We start from the raw sequence: 21,052 nt of genomic DNA on the forward strand, positions 1-21,052 counted from the left end.
GTTCAATCAGACCTTTATACTCCGCTTTTATTTAATTTACTAAAACTTAACACAGTTGTTTTCGCACTATTATTACTATGGAAGACTACAATAAAATTATCGAATCGTTAGGGGTACGCTTTATTAAAGCACGCAACATCAAGGTGTTGAAACCCTTCAAATTGGAAAACTACTACGACGTAGAAAACACTATTATCCTTATTCACAGAGGCGAAATCGTGATTGACAGTACGCAAGAGCGCGTAGGTTCGGGTGACATTTTGTTTATCCCTGCCAACCGCCAAGTGTCGTTCACGTATGGCGAAAAAGCTCCTTCTATCAATTATGAGGAGTTCATGGAAAACAACGCGGGTTTCTATGAAATGAACAAAGTAGTTACGCCAGATAAAATTGATGGCGATAATTATACTTATGTTACTTTCGAGGCCAAAGTTTTTGATTCTGTAAATTTCTTTTCGTCTTTGGACATTCCTGCTTTCGTAATTCCTGCGCATTCTACTTTGACTTCGCACATTACTGAAATCGTGAAAGAAAACATTAGCAGCGAGCCAGGCCGCGACCGTATTATCAAAAATAATACAGAACGTATTGCTATTGAAGTGTTACGTTTTATTTTACAAAAACGTTTGTTTGTGGAGCAGTTGGCAACCAACAGCACGTACTTCAAAGATCCACGTCTTATCAACATTTTCGCTTACATCAAAGAAAATTTGGGTGGCGATCTTTCAAACAAAGTGTTGGCGAGCGTAGCGCAAGTATCGGAAGATTATGTAGGTCAGTATTTCAAAATGCTTACGAGCATCAACCCACAAGACTACATCGAGTACCAACGTATGGAAGCTGCCGTATCGTTGTTGCGCACTACGAAGAAAAGCATTCGCGACATCGGTCGTGAAGTAGGCTACAAAGATACTGCTTACTTCTGCCGTCGTTTCAAAATGATGTTCGGTATTCCTGCGGGCAAAATGCGCCGTCGTGAATCATTGATGAACTTATAGTAACATTTAAGTTTTAAATAAAAGCCTCTGTGTGTTTGACATACAGAGGCTTTTATGTTTTGAAATCGCTGGGAATGGAAGCCTATTTGCTACATTTACTCGTGTGAAAGTAAAAGTTATTCGTGCGTAATACAAAATTATTCGTTTATACTAAAAAATTAACCGTGTAAAAATAAAAGTTACTCGTGTATAATACAAAATTACTCGTTTATACTAAAAAATTAACCGTGTGAAAGTAAAAGTTATTCGTGCGTAATACAAAATTATTAGGGAAAAGGTAAATACAACAGCCCCTATTCCTCAATCAAATAAAAAATAAACTGCATGGTGTAGGCATAGGTTTAGCGTGGCAATGTGATATGTTAGTGGTATGCCGCGTTATTGCTCTTTCACCTGATTGATTTGGAAAAGCTATGCGCTAGTTGCTGCCGCAGGTACGCTATTTTTAATAAATTTGATAGAAAAACAGCCAAAAATTCATAAACACTTTGAGTTATAGACTTATGGGGGCGGTTTTTCTGAGTGCATAGAATGACATAAGTGCGAGATTTTCCGATGAAAAAGATTTTAATAATAAGCTTCTTGTTGTGGAGTGTAGTGGTGTTGGCTCAACCGCAATTGACTATCGAAGAATTTGGGCAACTTAGTGGCACGCAACAACGTATTGATTTTATGGCCGACTCGAATATGTTGCGGATAGATTGGCCTACTTATCAACTGATATTAAAAGATATTCAGGCCAAAAATGACCCCAAAGCCGAAATTTTTTGGCATTATCAGTGCGTACGACACCTTGATTATTTCCAGAAGTCAGAGATATTCAATCAGGAAATAGAAGTGATGCTTCGATTTGCCCAAGAAAATGATTTGAAAGCCGAGCTTGTCATCGCACAATTTTACAAGACCTTGCGACTTTTTGGGGGTGGAGAACTGACAGAACAACAGGCTTATTCGGAATATCTGAATGGTTTTGAACAAATAAAATTCTTGGGAGTGGAAGCCTTTCGAGACTATAATCTGTTTGTGGTGTTGCATGAAATTGGGCGCAATTTTTATCAGTTGGGCGACAATGAAAAGGCCTTGGAAACGCTGCTGTTGGCCGAAAAAGTAGCCAAAAAAGGTACTCATTTCCAGACGCTTATCCTAAATTTGATAGAGTCTATTTATGCCGACAAAAAAGACTACCCCAATGCCATTATCTATGCCAAAAAAATCTATGCGTTGAATCTTACCAATAAATTTAGCTCAGTACAAGACCCCAAAAACTGGTATCCGATTTTTTGGCAGGGGTTGGCCCTGCTGGATCTTGCGCAATATGAGTTTGCGTTGGGCAATTTTGCGGAAGGCGAAACGTATGCCGATCAAGGTTATAAACGCTATCAAGCCCAAGAAGATGTAAATGACCAAGATAAAGTAATCGCGGCGTTTGATGCGTTGCAAGTTTTGATAAAAATAAAATTGAAGTTGGGGAAGTTGCGTGAGGTAGAGCCATTGCTCAAAAAAGTAGAATTTTTGAAGCAACACATCAATTTTTCGGAGGATATTAATTATTTCAAACCGCTACGATTTTATCAAAATTATACGAGTTATTACGAAGCGAAAAAAGATTATACGAATGCGTACCGTTACATGAAATTGGCTTCGCAAATGGAAGATAGCCTCAAAAGCCGCAACGACAAACGGACACTTTGGCAAACGGAAATGCGCGTGAAAGCCAGCCGCTACCAAGAGCAAATCAGGTCGGTGGAAGAGGATAGCCGCGTACAACAGCAATTGCGTAATGTGGTAATTGCGGGTTTGGTTGTGTTGACTATTTTTGGTTTGGTGTTTTACTTACGCATCAGAAAAGATAACAAGACGATTTCGGAACAAAAAACGATGCTAGAAAAGTCGTTGGTAGAAAAAGAAACGCTATTGAAAGAGATTCATCATCGCGTAAAAAATAACTTGCAAATTATCTCGGGGCTTTTTGACAAGCAAGCCCGCGTAGCCAAAGATGAAACGACCAAACGACTGATGCGTGAAGGCCAAGACCGCGTGTTTTCGATTGCGTTGGTTCATCAAAACTTGTATCAGTCGGAGAATTTGGCCACCATCGAAATGAAGTCGTACTTGAAAACATTGGTCAAAAACATAGAGAAATCGCAAAAAAGCGAATACCAGAACATTCGTGTCGTTTTGGAAATAGATGAAACCGTCGTGGATATTGATACGGCGATTCCTTTGGGGCTGATCTTGAATGAATTGATTACCAATTGCTACAAATACGCCTTCGCAGATCGAATGGAAGGCGAAATGAAAATCCAATTTAGCCAGCAAATCAATGAAATTACGTTTAGTGTGGCCGACGATGGGGTTGGATTGCCTGCGGATTTTGACATACAGAAAACACGTTCGTTGGGCATGAATTTGGTACGCGGTTTGGTGCGCCAGTTGGGCGGCAAACTAACTTTTACGAGTAGCGAATCGGGGACGATATTTACTATTTACTGTTTGAAGTAATAATGTCTTTCATATACGATCTAATTAACTAACAAGCACTTTTTATATTTTTTATGCGTAAAAATATCCGAATACTAATAGTAGAAGATGAGTTTGTAACGTTGGATTTGCTGCGTGATTATCTGGAAGAAAGCGGCTACGAAATTTCGGGCGATGCCATGAGTGCCGCCGAAGCCCTCGAAGTATTGGAGCAAGGGCAAACGGATTTTGCTATGCTGGACATCAATATTAAAGGCGATAAAGATGGGATTTGGCTGGCGGAACAAATTCAAGAAAAATACCATATTCCGTTTGTGTTCCTGACGGCTTTTAGCGACGCGCCGACGGTGAAAGCCGCTTCACGTACGCACCCTTACGGCTATTTGGTAAAGCCTTTCACCAAAGCCGATATTTTTACGACACTGGAAATTGCCTTGAGTAATTACAACAACCAGAAGCAAGACAAGACCCTGAACAACGACGCGCCAGACACCATTTTTGTAAAAGAAAACCAAACTTATACGAAGGTTTGTATCAAAGAAATCCGATACGTACAGGCCTACAAGAATTATTTGGAGTTGCGGTTGGCCGACAATCGCCAAGTTATTCGCTCAACGCTTTCGGATTTTCAGAAGGCATTGCCAATGTCTCATTTTATCCAGACACATCGGTCTTACCTTGTCAATACGAATTTTATAGACAAGGTTGGCTCTGATTTTCTGACCATCGGTTCAGATGAAATTCCGTTGAGTAGAGGGTTTCGAGAAGAGGTCTTAAAGCGACTGAATTTTTACATTTAAGCACACTTTTTGCATTTCGTCCCAGAATTCGAGCGATTCGTCCCACCAATTTTTAATAGTGGCTTCTGCTGCATAGGTTTGTAGTGTCATTAATAAGTAATAAAGTTTTCAAGAACATTTGCTTTAAATCCTGTGTGTATCATGCAGGATTTATTTCTTAAAATCTGAAACGAGGATGAAGCAACTGATTAAACAATGGTGGGTTATTGGTATTAGCTTAGGCCTTTGGCTGTCTTTGCAAACCACAAAAGCTCAGACTACGACTACGATAAACACTTCTCAAACATTAGCAGGCACAACGTGGGACGTTACTGTGCCTGCTTTGTCTAATGCACCCTACAATTTTATTTTTAACGCAACCAGCAAAACAGGCAACGTATTAAAACCCGATAATACCCTGACCGATTTTACGTGGAGCGAGGACGGAAAAGGTAATTGGTTTATTACGATAGAAGAAATGGTAGATGGCGTAAAACGAAGCGAAAACTTTTATGGTAAAATAACAGGCAATAAGGGCGTAGGCTTTTACACTTGTTCGACCAACCGTAAAGCTCAAAAAAACTTGACAATGGTTAAAGCACAATACTAAGTCGGTATTGAGCTGATTAATTCTCAAACATATATTTTTAGTTTTTCCATTACATATTAATGTTTAAATAGAACATGAAACAGAAATTTTTCGCGCTAATCTTCCTTTTAGGATTATTTACAACCACTAAAGCCAACAATTTAGTAATTGGTACGCCAGCCGTATCAGGTAGTAATCTGCAATTTACGATAGCTTGGGACAATAGCTGGAACACCAACATCGGGCCTCAGAACTGGGACGCAGTTTGGGTTTTTGTGAAACGACAATCTTGTACGGATAACTTGTGGGTGCATGCCCCTGTAAGTACGAGTTCGGCGAGCCATGCGGTAACAGGTACAGAGTTGCAAGTCGATGCCGTAACCGACGGAATGGGCGTGTTCGTTAGACGTTCGTCTGTAGCCAACGGCAACATTAGCACTGCGACGGTTACACTTGCTTTGCAAACAGCCGCGAACGTTTCGGACAACTTCCAAGTATTTGGTATCGAAATGGTAAATATTCCGCAAGGCGATTTTTACATCGGCGATAACACCAGCACCAGCTACAACTTTAGAACACTTCAAATTACTTCGGCCGTACAGTCGGCAGGACTTGGGGCTGCTTCTGTATATCAATCAAGTAGCTACGGTTCTACGGCCAATCTTCCTGCGGCTTTTCCGCTTGGTTGGAATAATTTTTATTGCATGAAATACGAAATCAGCCAAGAACAATACGCCTCGTTTCTGAATACACTTACTTTCGTACAACAAAATGCTCGTCAGGCCGTCTCTCCTGCCTCTGCGGTAGGTACAACGGCGTTATACGGAAGTTCTCGCAACCGCATTGAGATTAGTACCAGTGGCGTGTCTGCCAACAATACACCTGCGGTTTTTTCTTGTGATTTGAATAATAACAATGTTTTTAACGAAACGAACGATGGCCAAAACGTTGCTTGTAATTACCTTTCGTGGGCAGATATGATAGCCTATTTGGATTGGGCAGCACTCAGACCCATGACCGAATTTGAGTTCGAAAAAGTGGGCAGAGGCCCTGCATCAGTAGTTACACCCAACGAATATTGCTGGGGTACAACCACTGCCACACAAGTAACAGGTATTACCAATTCCGGAACTTCTTCTGAAGTAGCTTCTAATTCAGGTACTGGCCTGAGTTGCTATGGTAGCGTAACGGGAGGCCCTTTGCGTTGTGGCTATGCCGCCACTTCTGCTACCACTCGCGTGCAAGCAGGTGCTTCTTTTTATGGTGTAATGGAGTTATGTGGAAATGTAGAGGAACAATGTATCGGTGGTTACAACTACAATTACTCTGCATTTACCAATGCCAATGGCGACGGTACACTTGCTAACACTGGAGCCGCCAATACAGCCAACTGGCCTACTTCTGGCGGAGGAACTGGCGGCGGCATTGCTCGTGGCGGAGATTGGTCAAATGCAGCCAACCAAATGCAAGTAAGTATAAGAATATGGATGACAGACAACAGCAACGCGAATAGAGATAGTCGTGTAGGAGGTAGAGGCGTAAGAAGTTTCTAAGAAATTATGAAGAAAATATCACTTATCATATTTTCTCTGTTGTCGGCTAACGTAGTTCACGCGCAATATACTGGCGGCAATAATGATGGGTTGGCTTATGCTATCCTTACGCAATCGGCGTGTGCGGTAGCAGACCCGACTTATGTTTATTTTGGGGGAAGTAATGACGGTTTTGCGAAAAATACGCTTACGCAATCGGCGTGTGCGGTAGCAGACCCGACTTACGTTTATTTTGGGGGAAGTAATGACGGTTTTGCGAAAAATACGCTTACGCAATCGGCGTGTGCCGTGCCAGACCCGACTTACGTTTATTTTGGGGGAAATAATGACGGTTTTGCGAAAAATACGCTTACGCAATCGGCGTGTGCGGTAGCAGACCCGACTTACGTTTATTTTGGTGGAAGCAATGATGGCTTGGCGTATGGCACGCTGACCAATTGTTCTACTTTGCCTATTGAGTTGTTGCGCTGGGAAGCCAATTGCAAAGGCAACAAAATGGAGCTTTTGTGGGAAACGGCCTCCGAACTTAACAACGATTATTTTACTATCGAAAAAAGCAACGATGCGAAAACTTGGGCGGTGTTGGCTACCATACCCGCCGCAGGTAACAGCAGAGATTTGTTACGTTATACGTTTGCAGACCCCAACCCGTCTGAAAACACTACTTACTATCGCCTGAAACAAACAGATTTTGATGGCGCAAGTGTGTATTCGGCTACGGTGGCTGCTAATTGTAAAGATAACCGACAACTTAATTTAGCAACCGTTTACCCCAATCCAAGTACGGGAGTATTCATGCTAAAAGGTTTTGGTGTTCAGGCCAAAGTGTTAGTTTATAACGCGTTAGGTCAGTGTATTTTGCAAAAAGTGATTACTAATGATTTGGCAGAAATTGATTTGAGTCAAGAACGAGCAGGTGTTTATCAGTTGCATATCGCCACGGAAAGCAATGTAACCATCAACAAATTAGTAATCGAAAGGTAAAAGTTGTATTTCTTATAGCCAAAAACCTCTACACGATGTATGTAGAGTTTTTTTTTATTACTAAAGCAATTATCACTTAATATACTTTTACGTGAAAGATGAAATATAGAATCTGGAGCAGTTGGGCGATATCTTTTGTTTTCTATTTGGTTGATTGAGAGCTATTGGGCATACCAAATGAAAGCGAAATATGCGCAAATAATTGTTTGCCGTCTATGCGTCGGATAGATTCGCTTTTTTGGCCGACAGGAAACGTAATAATTGTCCAAGCGTCAGGGTTTGGGTTTTGGTATAATTTGTAGGTTTGGCGCATATTTTTGCCAACGCCGCCACTGAGCAGCAGCCGTGCAGAGAGTTTATATTCCCATTTGGCGGAGGCTATCCATTGATTTTGTTGTAGAGAATAATTTTTGTTGGCGAGCCTGAAACTAGCCGCTTCGCCCGAAAGTTCTAGTCCTACCCTCCAGCGAGTATTGATACGATACAACACTTTGGGTTTGATGGGGAACTGTCCCGTAATACTCCATCGGCTACCCATTGGCCGATAGTCTATTTCGATAAAAGGAACAATTTGGTGACCAAAGAACTGATGCCCATATCCAAGTCCCCAGCCTGTGGCAAAATGTGCGGAATGCTGAAATCGTAATCGAAACCCCGCCCCATACCGAAAATCGTCGGAACATATCGCACGGTTAGTTGGCAAGAAAAAACCAGCTTGCCCAAACACAACCAATGTTGTTCTGGCCGAAAGTGCCATTTGACCGAAAAGTGGCAGGCTTATTCCGTGCAGATTTTCTCCAAAAACAGAAGGCATCTTGTTTAATTTCAGATACTTATAACTAGCTCCAACAATCACGGCGTTTTTGTTCTTATGCCACACAGGAAAGCGGATTTTTATATCTGTTTGGCGCGTGTTGGCGGTGGTATCATTGTATTTTAATGCAGAAAAACTATGTTGAATGCTCGCAAAATCACGTTCTTGGGCACTGATATCAACGTATAATCCGACGAGCGAAAGACTTATGATTATTTTTTTCATGGGCGTTTCTGAAAAATTGAAAAATTGAAAGCGAGCCCAACATTAATTGAGAAGCCAGTAAAAGCACGAACTGAACCCATCTCGGTGGGTAGAGGAGATAGGTAGTATTGGGTATTGCCGATTAGTCGGACTAGCGGACTGACTGCGTAGGCAGCAGTAATAGCACCCCCATAATAATATCCTCGTTGTTTTTTGGTGGTAATATTTTTGGTTTGGTTGCCTCCGCCCCCTAATGTAATATCCGCTTGTCCGCCTCCTGCTACCGCATAAGTACGACCCGCCTCTATATCGGCATAAAGATTGAGCTCTTTTTGGGAGTAAACTACACCTCTTAGACCCAAGCCATAGCGCAACATTGCACCAGCATAGCCAGAGCCACTAATCGCCAACTTTCCTGTTGTACTATCTCGGCCTATTCGATTGATTTCTTTTTTCTTACCAGAATATATAAACCCAAAATGCGCCATTGCTCCAAGCCGAGAAGACATAAAATATCCCGTTTCTAATTGCCATAACATTCTGATTTTAGCGAAATCAACCAGTGTTTCTTCGTCAAATTGACTACGAACTCCTTTGTTGATATGTTGATAACCTATCGTAAAATCTATAAATATTTGCCGCCGACACGGAAAAGAGTCAATTTCTCGGGTATGTAACTTTTCGTTCATCACTGATACCATGCTCGCTGCTTCGTATGCCCTGAGTGGGTTAATATAATTACGTGCTTGCCATGTGTGACGCGCAGAGATATAAGGCCGAATAAACGAATAATCACATTCTGTAATTTTATGGTCTGATTTATAGATACTTATATTTATAAACATATTCGCCACTCGCCCAATCGTATCACAGGCAATATCTTTGTCCGATTGCCATATTAAGCTGATATTATTTCTGTTAAAATTATCACGTTGATAATTGTAGTCGATGAAATTAGACCAAAAACGCGTGAAATTCACATTATTGATAACCGTATCGCTGATATAATAAAAACACGTGTAATCTTTGATCCCTCGCACTTTTTGCAACCTTAGTGAGTCATTCAGATAAACATCATTCAGATTTGTTCCTTGCGCCGCTACTATAATAAAAACAGACATTCCATGAAATGTAAAACTGTTCGATATTCGATTATTTTGCGCCAGAAATGAAATTTCTTTTCCATTATAGACAAATACCCTATTTACTTGCGCATTAGCGGTATTTAAAGAAATAATTATCAAGAAAATAAACAGATATTTAGTGCTCATTTTAGATTATTTTTCCGTCAGACATTTCTATAATTCTATCACTTTTATTGGCAAAATCATTATCGTGCGTTACGGTAATAATTGTTTTTTGAAATTCAGAGGAAAGTTGCTTGAAAATATCAAATACAATGGCTGTATTTTTGGTATCTAAATTCCCCGTTGGCTCATCGCCCATAATAATGGCTGGTTCATTAATTAATGCACGTGCAATGGCAACTCTTTGTTGTTGGCCACCCGAAATTCTTGAAGCGGATTTTAAAGCCTGCTCTTCCAAACCCAATATTTTTAATTTTTCATAGGCATTATATTCTATCTCTTCTCTTGTTTTTTTTTGTAAACGTAATGCTGGAATCATTACATTTTTTAGGCAAGTAAAATCGGGTAATAAGTAATGAAATTGAAAAACAAAACCTAAATACTCGTTACGAAAAGCCGCTAATTTATTTTGACTATTCCCTGTTACTCGTTGTTCATTCAAATATAAAAACCCTTCATAATCAGTATCCATTGTAGAAAGTATATACAAAAGTGTTGATTTTCCACAACCAGACTTGCCAATAATCGAAGCAAACTCTCCTTTATTTACCTGAAAAGAGACATCTTTTAATACTTGAAATTTTTCATTTTCTGTAGTAGAAAAATATTTGTTAATATTTTCTGCTTTTAGTGCAATACTGTTCATAATTATGTATTTTATTACCCTCTAATAATTTGAACTGGATCTATTTTTGAAGCACGAATAGCAGGAATATAACCCGCAAAAAAAGTAGTAAGTAAACCAAAAATAATACCTTGTATGTAGTGTTTTATTAAAAAAGTAACGGGTAAGTATGTAATACTTCCTACTCCAATATATATTTTTGAAACCATAAAAGAAATAGTATATCCGAGTATTGCGCCCGAAAAAGAACCAATAAAACCAATCATAATGGCTTGTTTGATGAATATTTCTATTACATGATTACCCTGAAATCCTGTTGCTTTTAGAATGGCTATTTCTTTTATTTTTTCATAAATAACCATATTTAAAATATTATAAATTCCGAATCCTGCGACCAAAAGAATCGTAACAACAACGGCATTGGCAATAATATCCCGAATCATTTTTCCTGCTAATGATTGCTCGTTATTTTGCTGCCAAGTTTCTACATTATAGCCTGTATTTTGTTCAATTATTGAGGCAATATAAGCCGTTTTTGTATGATTTTTGATATTAATAAAAATGTCGGTGATATAGGTGCGGTCGCGGCGCAGCAGTTGCTGAATCGTAGCGATATTGGTATAACATTTGGCATTATCAACGGCCTTAATGGTTGTTTTGAAAATGCCTACAACTTCTAAGCGTTTGAATACGGAATTGCCAGCCGTTACGCCCAAATAATCACCGACTTTTAGATTTAATTTTTCGGCCAAACCAATGCCAATAATCACGGCATTGGGATTGTTGGCCAAATCTTTGACTCTCCCTATTTGCATGGTAGAGCTAATGTCAAACATTTTGTCTTGCTCTAAGATATTGACACCTTGCAAATTCCCGTTTTCCGCCACATTTCCATGCGTATAAATAACATTGGCGAATACTTGCTTGCTGATGGCGATTACCTGCGGATTGGCTTTGAGATAAGATAGCAATTTGTCGGGATTTGTGATGCGATTATCAGAGTAAGCAAACTGCGGATTACTAATAATATTGATGTGTTTTAGCCCCAAATACTGATTCATCATCTCATTGGTAACCAGTGAATTATCTTTGTGTATTCGCAAATGTGGTGTACTGTTCAACATGATTTTTTCAGACCAGTTGTTAGTTCCCGTAATGAGCGAATTCATAAAAATATACATTCCAATCCCGAAGGTAACTCCCAAAGCCGCCACAATTGTCTGCTTGGGGCGTGCGATTAGATAAGTAAGCGCGATTTCTGTATTAATACTCCAGTTCATTAGTAAATTTTGACTAATCTGTCCATAATATTAACTCCGCTCAATACTTCTACCCATTCGGTCGAGACGATTCCCGTACGGATTTGGAGTGTGTCTTGTTCATTTCCATCCTTTGCAATTACTATTTTGCCGTTTGGTAGTAAGCAGGCTCTGGGAATGAGCAATGTAGAATCTTTCTCCGCAACGATAATGTTGGCTTGTAGCAGCGTGCCATTGATGAGTGTTTTGGGCAAAGAATCAAAGATGGCCTCTACTTTATAGCTTTGCGTTGCTTGGTCAAAAAATGGATATATTTTAGAAATAGTGGCGGGATAAGCATTACCCTTTTCGGTATTTAATTCTAAAAGAACGATTTGTCTTTCTTGTATTTTTTTGATACTGGCTTCGTCCACATTCAATACAACCACAAACTCATCTACATTTCCTAAAATGGCCAATACTTCCCCTTTGCGAACAAACTCACCTTTTTCCTTTAATATACTATAAACCTTATAGTTACCTGTTGATTTTGTATAAAAATAATCAGACTTTGTGTCTGCAATTTGCTTTTGAGTTTGGCTATTTTGTAATGCTTGATTGAGCAATAGTTTTGTATTTTTTATATTGTTTTCAAGTTGTTGTAGGCTGCTAATGGCGTTATCGTAAGCAAGTTGCGCATTGTCCAAATCTAGTTTAGATACAGATTTTGTTACAAAAAGATTTTGAATTTTTTTGAGTTGTATCGAGTCCAACTCTTTTTTTTGTTGGGCAAAAGTTAATTGAGCTTTTAGTTGCAGTAGCGTTGCCGAGTTGCTTTGAGCTTGTGCGCGTGCTACGGTCAAATTATTTTGAGCAGTTTTTTGGTCGAGTGCAGCCAACGAATTGTCTTGCCAAAACAAAAGCTGACCAGTGTTTACTACTTGCCCCTCTTGCACTTCCGCGCCGAGCAAAATACCATCATTGAGTGCTGTTAATTGAAATTGGTTTTTGGCTTCCAAGTAGCCAGAAGCGAAAATCGCTTCTGTAATTGGTGCAAATGTCGGGGAAACAAGCTGTTGTTTTTTCTTGGAACAGGCCGTACTCAAGAGCAAAATAATGGGGAAGAACCAATATATAATTTTCATTTTAGTCAAAATTTTGTTGTTGTATTTTTAAGTTAACTTCCTGTATAAGAAGGTTTTGTAGTGCTTCTATATAGTCGGCCTGATACAGAAGCAAATCATTGTAATATCGAAGACGCTCATCTAGCGCAATGATACCTTCCTGAAGTTTTTGCTGCGCGTGTGTATCATTTTTTTGCGCTAAAGCCATTATTTGCTGGCTACTTCTAAACGCCTGAATCGCACTACGATACGCAGCATAATTACTTTTAAAATAAAGTTTTTGTTGTTTTTGGACGGCCTCATACATTTGCCATTTGCTTTGCTCCAACACTTTATTTTTTTGAATTTCATATCTGCGACTATTGCCCTGAAAAACGGGAATAGACATTTTTATATTCCAGAATTGTTGTGGGATTTTGTTGGTATTACTAAACGCCAACAAATCATTTTCAACTATCTGATTGGTATATTGATAATTGATAGATACTGTTGGATAAAATGCAGCCTTAGCACCTTGTAACTGTGTATGTTGCATCAAATATTGTTGCTCCGAAATTAGTTCTTCAGGCTGTGCTTTTGGGCTATATTGAGAAGTGCTATCAAGGCTGTAATGAAGAAATTGTAGCGGTATAATAATAGAATCTTCCGTATTGAGTAAGACTTTCAAATTATGATAGTTTTCTATTTTTTGATATGATATTAAATTGAAACTATTTTCTATTTTTTGTTGCGTAATCAAAACATTATTAAGTGTAATTTCACTTATAGTTCCTTGTGCATATTGGTTCTGGCTAATTTTGTATAACTCTTGATAGTTATACATATTTTGAATAAATATTTTACTCTTTTCTTCTAACATAATAGCGGTAATATAACCAGAAGAAATTTGAGTATAAATATATTTTTTTTGTTGCTTTATATTCGTATTTCCAATATTTCTAGATATGGAAGCATATTTGATATTGTATAAATTATTAGCGTTAAATATCTCCCATTGTGCTGAAATATTTCCATTATAATTATACCTTTTACCAAATTTTACTTCTGTATAATTTTCAGGATTAGCCGCCGAATTAAATAAAGTAGCAGGAACTAATGTAGGTTGAATAGTAATATTATCTGTCATACTACCACTCAGATAAATGCTAGGAAATAATTTAGAATATGCCTGTTTTTTTGTGTATTCAGCGGCATATTTTTCATTAAAAGCAGTTTTTATTTGTATGTTATTATCATTAGCATATTTCCACAAATCTTCTACTGAAGATATGTTTTTTTGTGCCTTTGATGGTGATATAAGTACAAATATTGTTAATATACCACATATTGTAATATGCAAAGTACTGCGTATCATTAAAAAACTAAACATATATTTAATGTTATGTTATTGCACTTTGTGCCAAGTTTGAGACTTAGAGAAATAGTTGTTATTTGCAGTAATAACCAATATATTATCATTTATTATTTTTGCGTAACAACTTACTTTTTTTTGTTTTTTGATAAGATATAATGTTCCATTATTATATTGGTTACCATCAAATACAAGGCCTGAAATTTGCTTTGCTCTAATTAGTTTTTTATCGGGAGCATCTACAATAAATGCGTCATAAGCAGTTTGATTTTTAGTAAATTCAATTATTCTTCCATCATCATTTTGCCATTTGCCCAGTATCGTATCAGGGTTGGCCGTGGCAATGTGTGCATTGGCCGTAAACCAAAAGTTAACCATCAAAATGGTCATGTAAATTAATGTTTTCATTTTTTCTGAATTTGTTGAGTTAGTAATAATAATATGATACAAAGGTAGTTGTGTAAATATTTTAATTTTTAAAATGCTTACCGAAACGGGCATTATTGATATTCAAACTGGCATTATAGTGCTTTAATGAAATAAAAAAAGCCATAACCTATTGAGATTATGGCTTTTTGAATAAACAAATGAAATGTATATGCACTATAAAGTATTGCCTTCTAACCATTCTAAAAACTCAGAAGATTTGGCCTTACTAATTACAACAGGTTCTGGTGTATTTACGATAAGTTTTATTACTAATTTCCGTGCAAAAAATCGCTCAATACTATTGATGTAATTCTTATTAATAATAAACTGTCTATTAGCCCGATAAAAAGTATCAGGCTCTAAAGATTTTTCTATCTCATCGAGTGTATTTGTTGTGAAAAATTTCTGATTAGTGTGCGTAACGATATGAATAATACTTCTATCCAAACAAAAAAAAGCTATTTCTTTGGTTGCTAATGGTATAATTTTATCTTTTTGATTGATAAGAATTGTTTTTTTATAACTAGGCTTTATTTGATTTAATAAACCATATACTTTGGATTGGTACGTTTTTTTTTCAAAAGAAGATTGCAATTGCTTGAATTTATTGAGTGCTTTTAATAGCATATCCTCGCTCACTGGTTTTAATAAATAACTAATCGCATTTGTATCAAAAGCGTTCATCATATATTCATCAAAAGCCGTACAAAATACGATGGGACTATTGATAATTACTTTATCAAATATTTCGAATGATAGACCATCAGAGAGTTGAATATCCGAAAATATTAAATCGGGTGGCGGGTTATTGCCAAACCAATCTATTGCCGATTCTACCGAGTCAATTATTTTTAATATAATAATTTCGTCATCAATTTCTTGCAACATGTTTGCTACCTCACTTGCTGCATTTATTTCGTCTTCAATAATTAATATGTTTTTCATATTATCGGTAATTTTACAATGAATTTATCTGATTTTTTAATGATTTCAATCTCTTTTTTGAAAAAGAATTGATAACGTTTCATTATATTGTCTAGCCCGATACCAGTGGAAGCATGAAGCGATTTTTTTGGTTGAAAATTATTTTCAATAACAAGGTATTTATTTTCTTCATTGAAAATATAAATGTGTAACTGCCTCTGGCTAGAGGCTATATTATGTTTTATGGAATTTTCTACTAAAAGTTGCAGGCTGAACGGTAATATTTTGGTTTTTAATAAGTCTTTATCTATGGAAATATTAATTTGAATCGCGTCATGAAATCGCGCTTTGATGATATAAAAATAAGAACGAATAAATTCAATTTCTTGCTCGATAGTTGCTACATCTTTTTCTTTATATTTAAGTACATACCGATACACATTGGATAGTTCTAATACATAGTTTTTTACCTCTTTTTCTTTGGTCAGTATGCTTAATGTATTGAGTGTATTAAACAAAAAATGTGGGCTTAATTGCTCTTTTAGTGAAGAAATATTCGCTTCTAATTGAGCTTGCTTTAGTTCGGCTATTTCAAGTACATGACGCTGTTTTTCCTCCAAAATATATAAATAATAGAGAATAAAATAAGTAAATCCGCTAGATAAAAGACCTCTGAATAAGATAATTAGCTCTCTTTGCCACAAACTTATTTCACCTGATTGAATAACCACATTTACAAGGTCTTGCAACGCATAATCGTATAAGAAAAATAATATAATTCCAACACCAACAGCCAGTATTCCTGTCAGAATATTGCTGTGTAGTCGGCGATGTAGCAAATATGTTTGTGCTAGCCAGCACGAAAAAGCCACAAGTAAATTAAACGTAACATGTTTGGCAATAAATTCGATATCAATCGACATCTTTCCTAAACGTATGATGTGTGGAAAGGCTGTGATACAAGAAAGTCCAAATGAGATAAAGAAACCTAAAATGATATGCTGTTTTTTCACAGCACAAAAATAGCTATAAACAAAACCGCCTGCATCTTTTGACGATACAAACGGGCAAAACGAATGCTAAAACAACCAAATTAATACTTGTGTTTGTTTCCATCAAAAGCAAAAAACCTCTACACGATGTATGTAGAGGTTTTTTTATTATCAAATCAATTATCACTTAATATACTTTTACGTGAAAGACAAAATCTTGGATCTTACGAAGTTGGGCGGTGCGGTCTAAATAACGCAATTTGTTATTTTTAGCCAATACAATGCCATTTTTTTCGAGCGAGTCTTTCGGAATGGCTGCCAACATACGACGGATGTTTTCAGTTTTTTGAGCAAATGCCACGCCTTCCGCGTCGGTTTGTTTGCCCGAAATTACCCCGATTACATTTCCTTTTTTGTCGAATAACGGGCCGCCACTGTTACCAGGGTTTACGGGAACTGATACTTGATACGCATTTGTATCGCCTTCATAACCCGAATAAGCACTGATACTTCCTTCGCCGTACACCATTTCTTCGCGCGGATAGGCCAGCGTAAAAATGTCTTCGCCCAGTTCTGCGGACTTGCTGCCCAGCGTATAAGGCAACGTACCAAAGCCTTCAAACGAAGGGCTTATAATTTTCAGCAACGCCAAATCATGTTCTTTGTCGCCGTACACCATTTTGGCTTTAAAGCGTTTTTCTTGTTTGGCTTTTTGCTCAATAATGATGGAGTCGGCGCGGCTTACCAAATGGTAATTCGTTACTACATAACCATCTGCACTAATGGCAAAACCCGTACCGCCGTATTTGAGCAAATTTTGGGTTGGTTTTGTGGCTGGCACATTGTTATTATTTTCCGAAACAATATCGTTGGCCAAAGCCTGTTGGCCTTGTTTGAGCCTGTCCACCTCGCGTTTGAGGTATTGGTAATGGCTCTGATGTTTGGTTTCTACCTTTTCGGTGTGCTGCATCGTGAAAATGGTACTAAATACCGTAATCAGCGCAACGGAAGCAGCTACGGCCATTGTCGGGTAATGTCTGTTTACCCAAGTTTGGAGTGAGTAGATGCGGCGCAGACGTGGTACTTTGCCTTCGGCTTCCATTTCCGTATGAAATGTGTCGAGTTGCATTTTCAGTGCGCTGCGGCTTTTGAGCGTCCGAAAACCTTGCAAAAGTTTTTGGTGTTGAGCTACTCGCGCCGCAAAAAGAGGGTCGGTTTGAAGCTGTGCCTCAAACTGTTGCAAACTTTGCCCCTGCAAATTGCCTGCTAAGTAGTCTTCTATTTGTTCTATATCAACCATGTTACCAATCTGTTTTATATGAAGAAATAGCGGCAAACTATTTCCGTAATTTATAGACAAAACGGCCAAGCATTGGCCAAATTTTATTTCACAACAAAATTTATAAGTCTGTGTACCTTAGTCGTCTGAGGGCATCAGCGACTCGGCTATTTTGCGCAAGCGATTCAGGCACTTATATTTCTGATTCTTGGCATTTTCGGCATTGGTATAACCCATTTTTTGGGCTATCTGCTGCATATTTAGGCCATGAATGTAGAAATCTTCCAAAATCGTGCGACACGGCTCACCCAATTTTACCAGTGCCTTTTCCATTTGCCCGAACATTAGTTCTTGTTCGTCGGCGGTTTTGGTTTCGGCTTCGGGCAATGCGATGTACGGCTCAAAATCCGTGAGGCGGCCTTCAAAGCGATTTTTGTAATACAAACGCTTGAGCCATAGCCTTCTGCACACCGAATACAAATACGTTTTTATCTGGCAATTGAGTTTGAAAGAACTATCGTTGAGGCTTTCGTATAGAATAATAAAGGCTTCCTGATAAATATCTTTCGCTTCCAGCTCTGTTCCGCTATTGCTCACCACGAAGTTGAGTATCATCGGATAATGCAACTTGTAAAGGCGGCTCATTACGGCACTGTCGTTGGTACGCAACCCAAAAAGAGCCTCTTCTTCTGAAAGTGTTTTTCCTTTGCTCATCGGACAGAATCTCGGTCTTAATAAAAAAAGGGGGCAGTAGTAACCCCCTCCATACTCAAAAAACTAATTTTTTTATTGGTAAGGCCAATATTACATCAATTAAAGCCTATTTTGTTTCGCCTTGCGGCGGAATGACTACCATTGTAGCAGAGGCTTTGGCCACCATTTTGCGTTCGCCATTATTGATGCACCAAACTTCTGCCTCGCAGAAGTGCATACGGCGGCCTTGCTTGAGTACCCAGCCAATCGCGTGCGCTTTTTGGCCGATACCGGGGTTAAGATACGAAATTTTTATTTCCCCCGTAACAACATGATAATTGGCTGGCACAAGCGTAGAAGCCGCAAAACCCGCCACGATGTCGGCCATCGTAGCCACCAAACCGCCATGCAAAAAGCCAATATTTTGTTGGTGGTTTTTGTTAATATCCAACCAACCTTCTGTACGCCCTTCTTCGATGGTGGTAAGTTTGAAGCCGAACAAGTGCATAAAATGTTGGCCTCCTAATTTGGCTTCTACCGCCGCCTTAAAGTCAGGGTTAAGTGCTTTTATCATCGCTTGTAAAGATTGTAATTTATTGAAAATAAGATTTTTATAAAAAATCTATTTAACTAAAGTCAAAAATGCTGCCACCACAGGCGCAGCCAATAGCAGGCCGTCGAAGCGGTCAAGGAAGCCGCCATGCCCAGGGATAATGTCACCCGAATCTTTGATGGCAATGCTGCGTTTGAGCATAGATTCCACCAAATCGCCATACGTTCCCACGCACACCATCACGCAGGCAATAACGAGCCATTTCCAAAGCACCAAATCCGTAAAAAACAGCGAAAGCACATAAGCCACCACTAAGGCCAAAGCCATACCGCCCGCGAAGCCTTCCCACGATTTTTTGGGAGAAATGCGCTCGAAAAGGCGTGTTTTACCAAACTTGCTACCCGCAAAATAGGCACCCGAATCGCTCGACCACAGCAGTAACATTGTTCCCATTACCACATGAAAACTATAGCCGTTGCCTTGCGAGAAAGCCGCCACATTCATCATAGAAAACGGCATTGCCACATAAATAATTCCCATGAAAGTATAGGCCACATTGGTAAACGGCTTATTTTCAATGTGATATAGTTTAACTAAAAAAACTAAACCCAACAACACGGGTAGCAATACGAGCCATTGGGCAGGGATTAAATTTTTTTGCTGAAAGAACGTAAAGCCAAAAAGTAGCAAGCCAATCACGCCGCCCAAGTTGGTAAGTGGGGCGTGTCCGTCGCCAATGGAGAGTTTATAAAATTCTTTTTGGGCAAAAAATAATATTGCTCCGAAAAGCAAAAAGTATGTCCATTCGCTAAAACAAATGCCGCCGACCATTAGCGCACCGCCAATGATACCTGCCACGACACGCTGTCCCAGATTGGACATACGGCTTAGAGGAGATTGCATAAAATTCTGATAGATAAAAGGTTAATAGCTTGATTCGTTGTTGCAGGCCAGCAATTGCTCGCGGTACTGCGGCAACAAAGCTAAAAGTTTTTGTTCGGTTTCGTCCAAACTCAGGTGCGATTTGCCACCTGCGGCGTTTTTGTGGCCGCCACCGTCGAAATGTTCGCGGGCAAAAGCATTTACCGAAAAATCGCCCACCGACCTAAACGAAATTTTGACCATTTCGCTGCGGTCTATCATCAGCACACCCATTACGATACCTTCGATGGAAAGCGCGTAATTTACAAGCCCTTCAGTATCACCAGTTTGCGAATCAAAACGTTTGAGTTCGTCTCTGGTAATGGCAAAATACGCCACGCCATATTCTGGTAAAACGCGTAGTTTTTCGGAAAGCGCGTAGCCCAAAAAGCGCAAACGCTGCTCGGTGTGATTATCGTAAATGAGTTTATGAATGCGCGAAGGCACAATACCCAATTCGATGAGTTCGGAAACCACTTCGTGTACTTTTTTGGTGGTGGACGAATGGCGGAACGAACCCGTATCGGTCATAATGCCAGCGTACAGACATTCGGCCATTGGTATGGTAATTAGTGCTTTGTCGCCCAACAACACGATTAAATCGTACACCAATTCGGCGGTTGCGGCGGCTTTGGTATCCCAAAAAACAAAATCGGCAAAATCTTCGGGCGAAAGATGATGGTCTATCAACAGCTTGCGGGCTTTGGAAGCTCTAACCAACTCGCCCATTTCGTTGATGCGCGAAAGTGCCGAAAAATCAAGGCAACAAACCAAATCGGCATCGGCGATAAGTTGGGCAGATTGTGCCTCGTGACCTTCGTAATTGATTACGTCAGACTCGCCACTCATCCAGTTCAGAAAGCGCGGATAATCCGACGGCGTAATTACATTTACCTGATGGCCAAGTTGTTGCAAGTAGCCAGCCCAACCCAAAGACGAACCCAGCGCATCGGCATCGGGCTTGTGGTGCGTGGTAATCACTATCTTTTTTGGGGAGGCCAACAGGCTCTTAAATTCGTCGAGATTTTGCATGAATATTGTTGATTGATAAAATCTTTTTTGTTCGTTTTGAGGCGATTAAGCCAGCAAATTTAATACAAAAATAAACTTGTAGGTCTGAATGCGGTCAGCCTGTGATTTTTATAGTTGCTTTTTGAGAAATAATTTACTGAAAATTAAGTAGTTGTGTCGTTTTTAATAAAATTATTACACTC

20 protein-coding genes are annotated in these 21,052 nt (G+C 39.0%); 6 read left to right on the top strand and 14 right to left on the bottom strand.

Annotation, left to right across the window (positions count from 1 at the left end):
• Positions 1-77: 77 nt before the first annotated feature.
• From BM090_RS06680 to BM090_RS06705, 6 genes are all read left to right on the top strand, one after another.
• Positions 78-998: a helix-turn-helix domain-containing protein gene (locus BM090_RS06680; protein ID WP_091509678.1), complete on the top strand. Its 921-nt coding sequence runs from the start codon at positions 78-80 to the stop codon at positions 996-998.
• Between the two features lie 555 nt (positions 999-1,553).
• Positions 1,554-3,500: a tetratricopeptide repeat-containing sensor histidine kinase gene (locus BM090_RS06685; protein ID WP_091509681.1), complete on the top strand. Its 1,947-nt coding sequence runs from the start codon at positions 1,554-1,556 to the stop codon at positions 3,498-3,500.
• A gap of 53 nt (positions 3,501-3,553) precedes the next feature.
• Positions 3,554-4,279, top strand: a complete 726-nt coding sequence (locus BM090_RS06690) for a LytR/AlgR family response regulator transcription factor (protein ID WP_091509684.1) — start codon at positions 3,554-3,556, stop codon at positions 4,277-4,279.
• A 175-nt stretch (positions 4,280-4,454) separates the two neighbouring features.
• Positions 4,455-4,868, top strand: a complete 414-nt coding sequence (locus BM090_RS06695; RefSeq protein WP_091509687.1) for a hypothetical protein — start codon at positions 4,455-4,457, stop codon at positions 4,866-4,868.
• A gap of 74 nt (positions 4,869-4,942) precedes the next feature.
• On the top strand, positions 4,943-6,400 hold the full coding sequence (locus BM090_RS06700) for an SUMF1/EgtB/PvdO family nonheme iron enzyme (RefSeq protein ID WP_091509688.1): 1,458 nt from the start codon (positions 4,943-4,945) through the stop codon (positions 6,398-6,400).
• Between the two features lie 6 nt (positions 6,401-6,406).
• On the top strand, positions 6,407-7,384 hold the full coding sequence (locus tag BM090_RS06705; protein ID WP_091509690.1) for a T9SS type A sorting domain-containing protein: 978 nt from the start codon (positions 6,407-6,409) through the stop codon (positions 7,382-7,384).
• 142 nt (positions 7,385-7,526) lie between these two features.
• On the opposite strand, the gene BM090_RS06710 is transcribed toward BM090_RS06705, so the two are convergent.
• The 14 genes from BM090_RS06710 to BM090_RS06775 all read right to left on the bottom strand — a co-directional run bounded on the left by BM090_RS06710 (position 7,527) and on the right by BM090_RS06775 (position 20,870).
• Positions 7,527-8,423 carry a DUF6268 family outer membrane beta-barrel protein gene (locus BM090_RS06710; protein WP_091509692.1) on the bottom strand — a complete coding sequence of 299 codons (897 nt, stop codon included), beginning with the start codon at positions 8,421-8,423 and terminating at the stop codon, positions 7,527-7,529.
• Complete coding sequence (locus tag BM090_RS06715) at positions 8,420-9,673, bottom strand: hypothetical protein (RefSeq protein ID WP_091509694.1); 1,254 nt, start codon at positions 9,671-9,673, stop codon at positions 8,420-8,422. Before BM090_RS06715 ends, BM090_RS06710 begins: the two co-directional genes overlap by 4 nt.
• A 1-nt stretch (position 9,674) precedes the next feature.
• On the bottom strand, positions 9,675-10,355 hold the full coding sequence (locus tag BM090_RS06720; RefSeq protein ID WP_091509697.1) for an ABC transporter ATP-binding protein: 681 nt from the start codon (positions 10,353-10,355) through the stop codon (positions 9,675-9,677).
• 14 nt (positions 10,356-10,369) lie between these two features.
• Positions 10,370-11,614: an ABC transporter permease gene (locus tag BM090_RS06725; RefSeq protein WP_091509700.1), complete on the bottom strand. Its 1,245-nt coding sequence runs from the start codon at positions 11,612-11,614 to the stop codon at positions 10,370-10,372.
• Positions 11,614-12,717: an efflux RND transporter periplasmic adaptor subunit gene (locus BM090_RS06730; RefSeq protein ID WP_091509703.1), complete on the bottom strand. Its 1,104-nt coding sequence runs from the start codon at positions 12,715-12,717 to the stop codon at positions 11,614-11,616. Before BM090_RS06730 ends, BM090_RS06725 begins: the two co-directional genes overlap by 1 nt.
• A gap of 1 nt (position 12,718) precedes the next feature.
• Positions 12,719-14,065 carry a TolC family protein gene (locus BM090_RS06735; RefSeq protein ID WP_091509707.1) on the bottom strand — a complete coding sequence of 449 codons (1,347 nt, stop codon included), beginning with the start codon at positions 14,063-14,065 and terminating at the stop codon, positions 12,719-12,721.
• Positions 14,066-14,080: 15 nt separating this feature from the next.
• Positions 14,081-14,455, bottom strand: coding sequence for a DUF2147 domain-containing protein (locus BM090_RS06740; protein ID WP_177199856.1), 375 nt, complete (start codon positions 14,453-14,455; stop codon positions 14,081-14,083).
• A gap of 195 nt (positions 14,456-14,650) precedes the next feature.
• On the bottom strand, positions 14,651-15,421 hold the full coding sequence (locus tag BM090_RS06745; protein ID WP_091509714.1) for a LytR/AlgR family response regulator transcription factor: 771 nt from the start codon (positions 15,419-15,421) through the stop codon (positions 14,651-14,653).
• Positions 15,418-16,413, bottom strand: a complete 996-nt coding sequence (locus BM090_RS06750; RefSeq protein ID WP_091509718.1) for a sensor histidine kinase — start codon at positions 16,411-16,413, stop codon at positions 15,418-15,420. The genes BM090_RS06745 and BM090_RS06750 overlap by 4 nt, the downstream gene beginning before the upstream one ends.
• A gap of 166 nt (positions 16,414-16,579) precedes the next feature.
• Positions 16,580-17,692, bottom strand: coding sequence for a S1 family peptidase (locus tag BM090_RS06755; protein ID WP_091509721.1), 1,113 nt, complete (start codon positions 17,690-17,692; stop codon positions 16,580-16,582).
• Positions 17,693-17,809: 117 nt separating this feature from the next.
• Positions 17,810-18,385, bottom strand: coding sequence for an RNA polymerase sigma factor (locus BM090_RS06760; protein WP_091509724.1), 576 nt, complete (start codon positions 18,383-18,385; stop codon positions 17,810-17,812).
• A gap of 106 nt (positions 18,386-18,491) precedes the next feature.
• Positions 18,492-18,938, bottom strand: coding sequence for a PaaI family thioesterase (locus BM090_RS06765; RefSeq protein WP_091509727.1), 447 nt, complete (start codon positions 18,936-18,938; stop codon positions 18,492-18,494).
• Between the two features lie 48 nt (positions 18,939-18,986).
• Positions 18,987-19,820, bottom strand: a complete 834-nt coding sequence (locus tag BM090_RS06770; RefSeq protein ID WP_091509730.1) for a phosphatidate cytidylyltransferase — start codon at positions 19,818-19,820, stop codon at positions 18,987-18,989.
• 21 nt (positions 19,821-19,841) lie between these two features.
• Positions 19,842-20,870 (bottom strand): DHH family phosphoesterase, encoded by a 1,029-nt coding sequence (locus BM090_RS06775; RefSeq protein WP_091509734.1) that lies wholly within the window; start codon positions 20,868-20,870, stop codon positions 19,842-19,844.
• Positions 20,871-21,052: the final 182 nt, after the last annotated feature.

Origin of the sequence: Flexibacter flexilis DSM 6793 (assembly GCF_900112255.1) — a bacterium.
Lineage (GTDB): Bacteria > Bacteroidota > Bacteroidia > Cytophagales > Flexibacteraceae > Flexibacter > Flexibacter flexilis.

Bases quoted from the DNA above. Each gene is read 5' to 3' on its own strand.
- BM090_RS06720 (WP_091509697.1), bottom strand. From the start codon at position 10,355: ATGAACAGTATTGCACTAAAAGCAGAAAATATTAACAAATATTTTTCT.
- BM090_RS06710 (WP_091509692.1), bottom strand. From the start codon at position 8,423: ATGAAAAAAATAATCATAAGTCTTTCGCTCGTCGGATTATACGTTGAT.
- BM090_RS06755 (WP_091509721.1), bottom strand. From the start codon at position 17,692: ATGGTTGATATAGAACAAATAGAAGACTACTTAGCAGGCAATTTGCAG.
- BM090_RS06690 (WP_091509684.1), top strand. From the start codon at position 3,554: ATGCGTAAAAATATCCGAATACTAATAGTAGAAGATGAGTTTGTAACG.
- BM090_RS06745 (WP_091509714.1), bottom strand. From the start codon at position 15,421: ATGAAAAACATATTAATTATTGAAGACGAAATAAATGCAGCAAGTGAG.
- BM090_RS06715 (WP_091509694.1), bottom strand. From the start codon at position 9,673: ATGAGCACTAAATATCTGTTTATTTTCTTGATAATTATTTCTTTAAAT.
- BM090_RS06770 (WP_091509730.1), bottom strand. From the start codon at position 19,820: ATGCAATCTCCTCTAAGCCGTATGTCCAATCTGGGACAGCGTGTCGTG.
- BM090_RS06775 (WP_091509734.1), bottom strand. From the start codon at position 20,870: ATGCAAAATCTCGACGAATTTAAGAGCCTGTTGGCCTCCCCAAAAAAG.
- BM090_RS06695 (WP_091509687.1), top strand. From the start codon at position 4,455: ATGAAGCAACTGATTAAACAATGGTGGGTTATTGGTATTAGCTTAGGC.
- BM090_RS06705 (WP_091509690.1), top strand. From the start codon at position 6,407: ATGAAGAAAATATCACTTATCATATTTTCTCTGTTGTCGGCTAACGTA.
- BM090_RS06700 (WP_091509688.1), top strand. From the start codon at position 4,943: ATGAAACAGAAATTTTTCGCGCTAATCTTCCTTTTAGGATTATTTACA.
- BM090_RS06765 (WP_091509727.1), bottom strand. From the start codon at position 18,938: ATGATAAAAGCACTTAACCCTGACTTTAAGGCGGCGGTAGAAGCCAAA.
- BM090_RS06685 (WP_091509681.1), top strand. From the start codon at position 1,554: ATGAAAAAGATTTTAATAATAAGCTTCTTGTTGTGGAGTGTAGTGGTG.
- BM090_RS06725 (WP_091509700.1), bottom strand. From the start codon at position 11,614: ATGAACTGGAGTATTAATACAGAAATCGCGCTTACTTATCTAATCGCA.
- BM090_RS06680 (WP_091509678.1), top strand. From the start codon at position 78: ATGGAAGACTACAATAAAATTATCGAATCGTTAGGGGTACGCTTTATT.
- BM090_RS06735 (WP_091509707.1), bottom strand. From the start codon at position 14,065: ATGTTTAGTTTTTTAATGATACGCAGTACTTTGCATATTACAATATGT.
- BM090_RS06730 (WP_091509703.1), bottom strand. From the start codon at position 12,717: ATGAAAATTATATATTGGTTCTTCCCCATTATTTTGCTCTTGAGTACG.
- BM090_RS06760 (WP_091509724.1), bottom strand. From the start codon at position 18,385: ATGAGCAAAGGAAAAACACTTTCAGAAGAAGAGGCTCTTTTTGGGTTG.
- BM090_RS06740 (WP_177199856.1), bottom strand. From the start codon at position 14,455: ATGAAAACATTAATTTACATGACCATTTTGATGGTTAACTTTTGGTTT.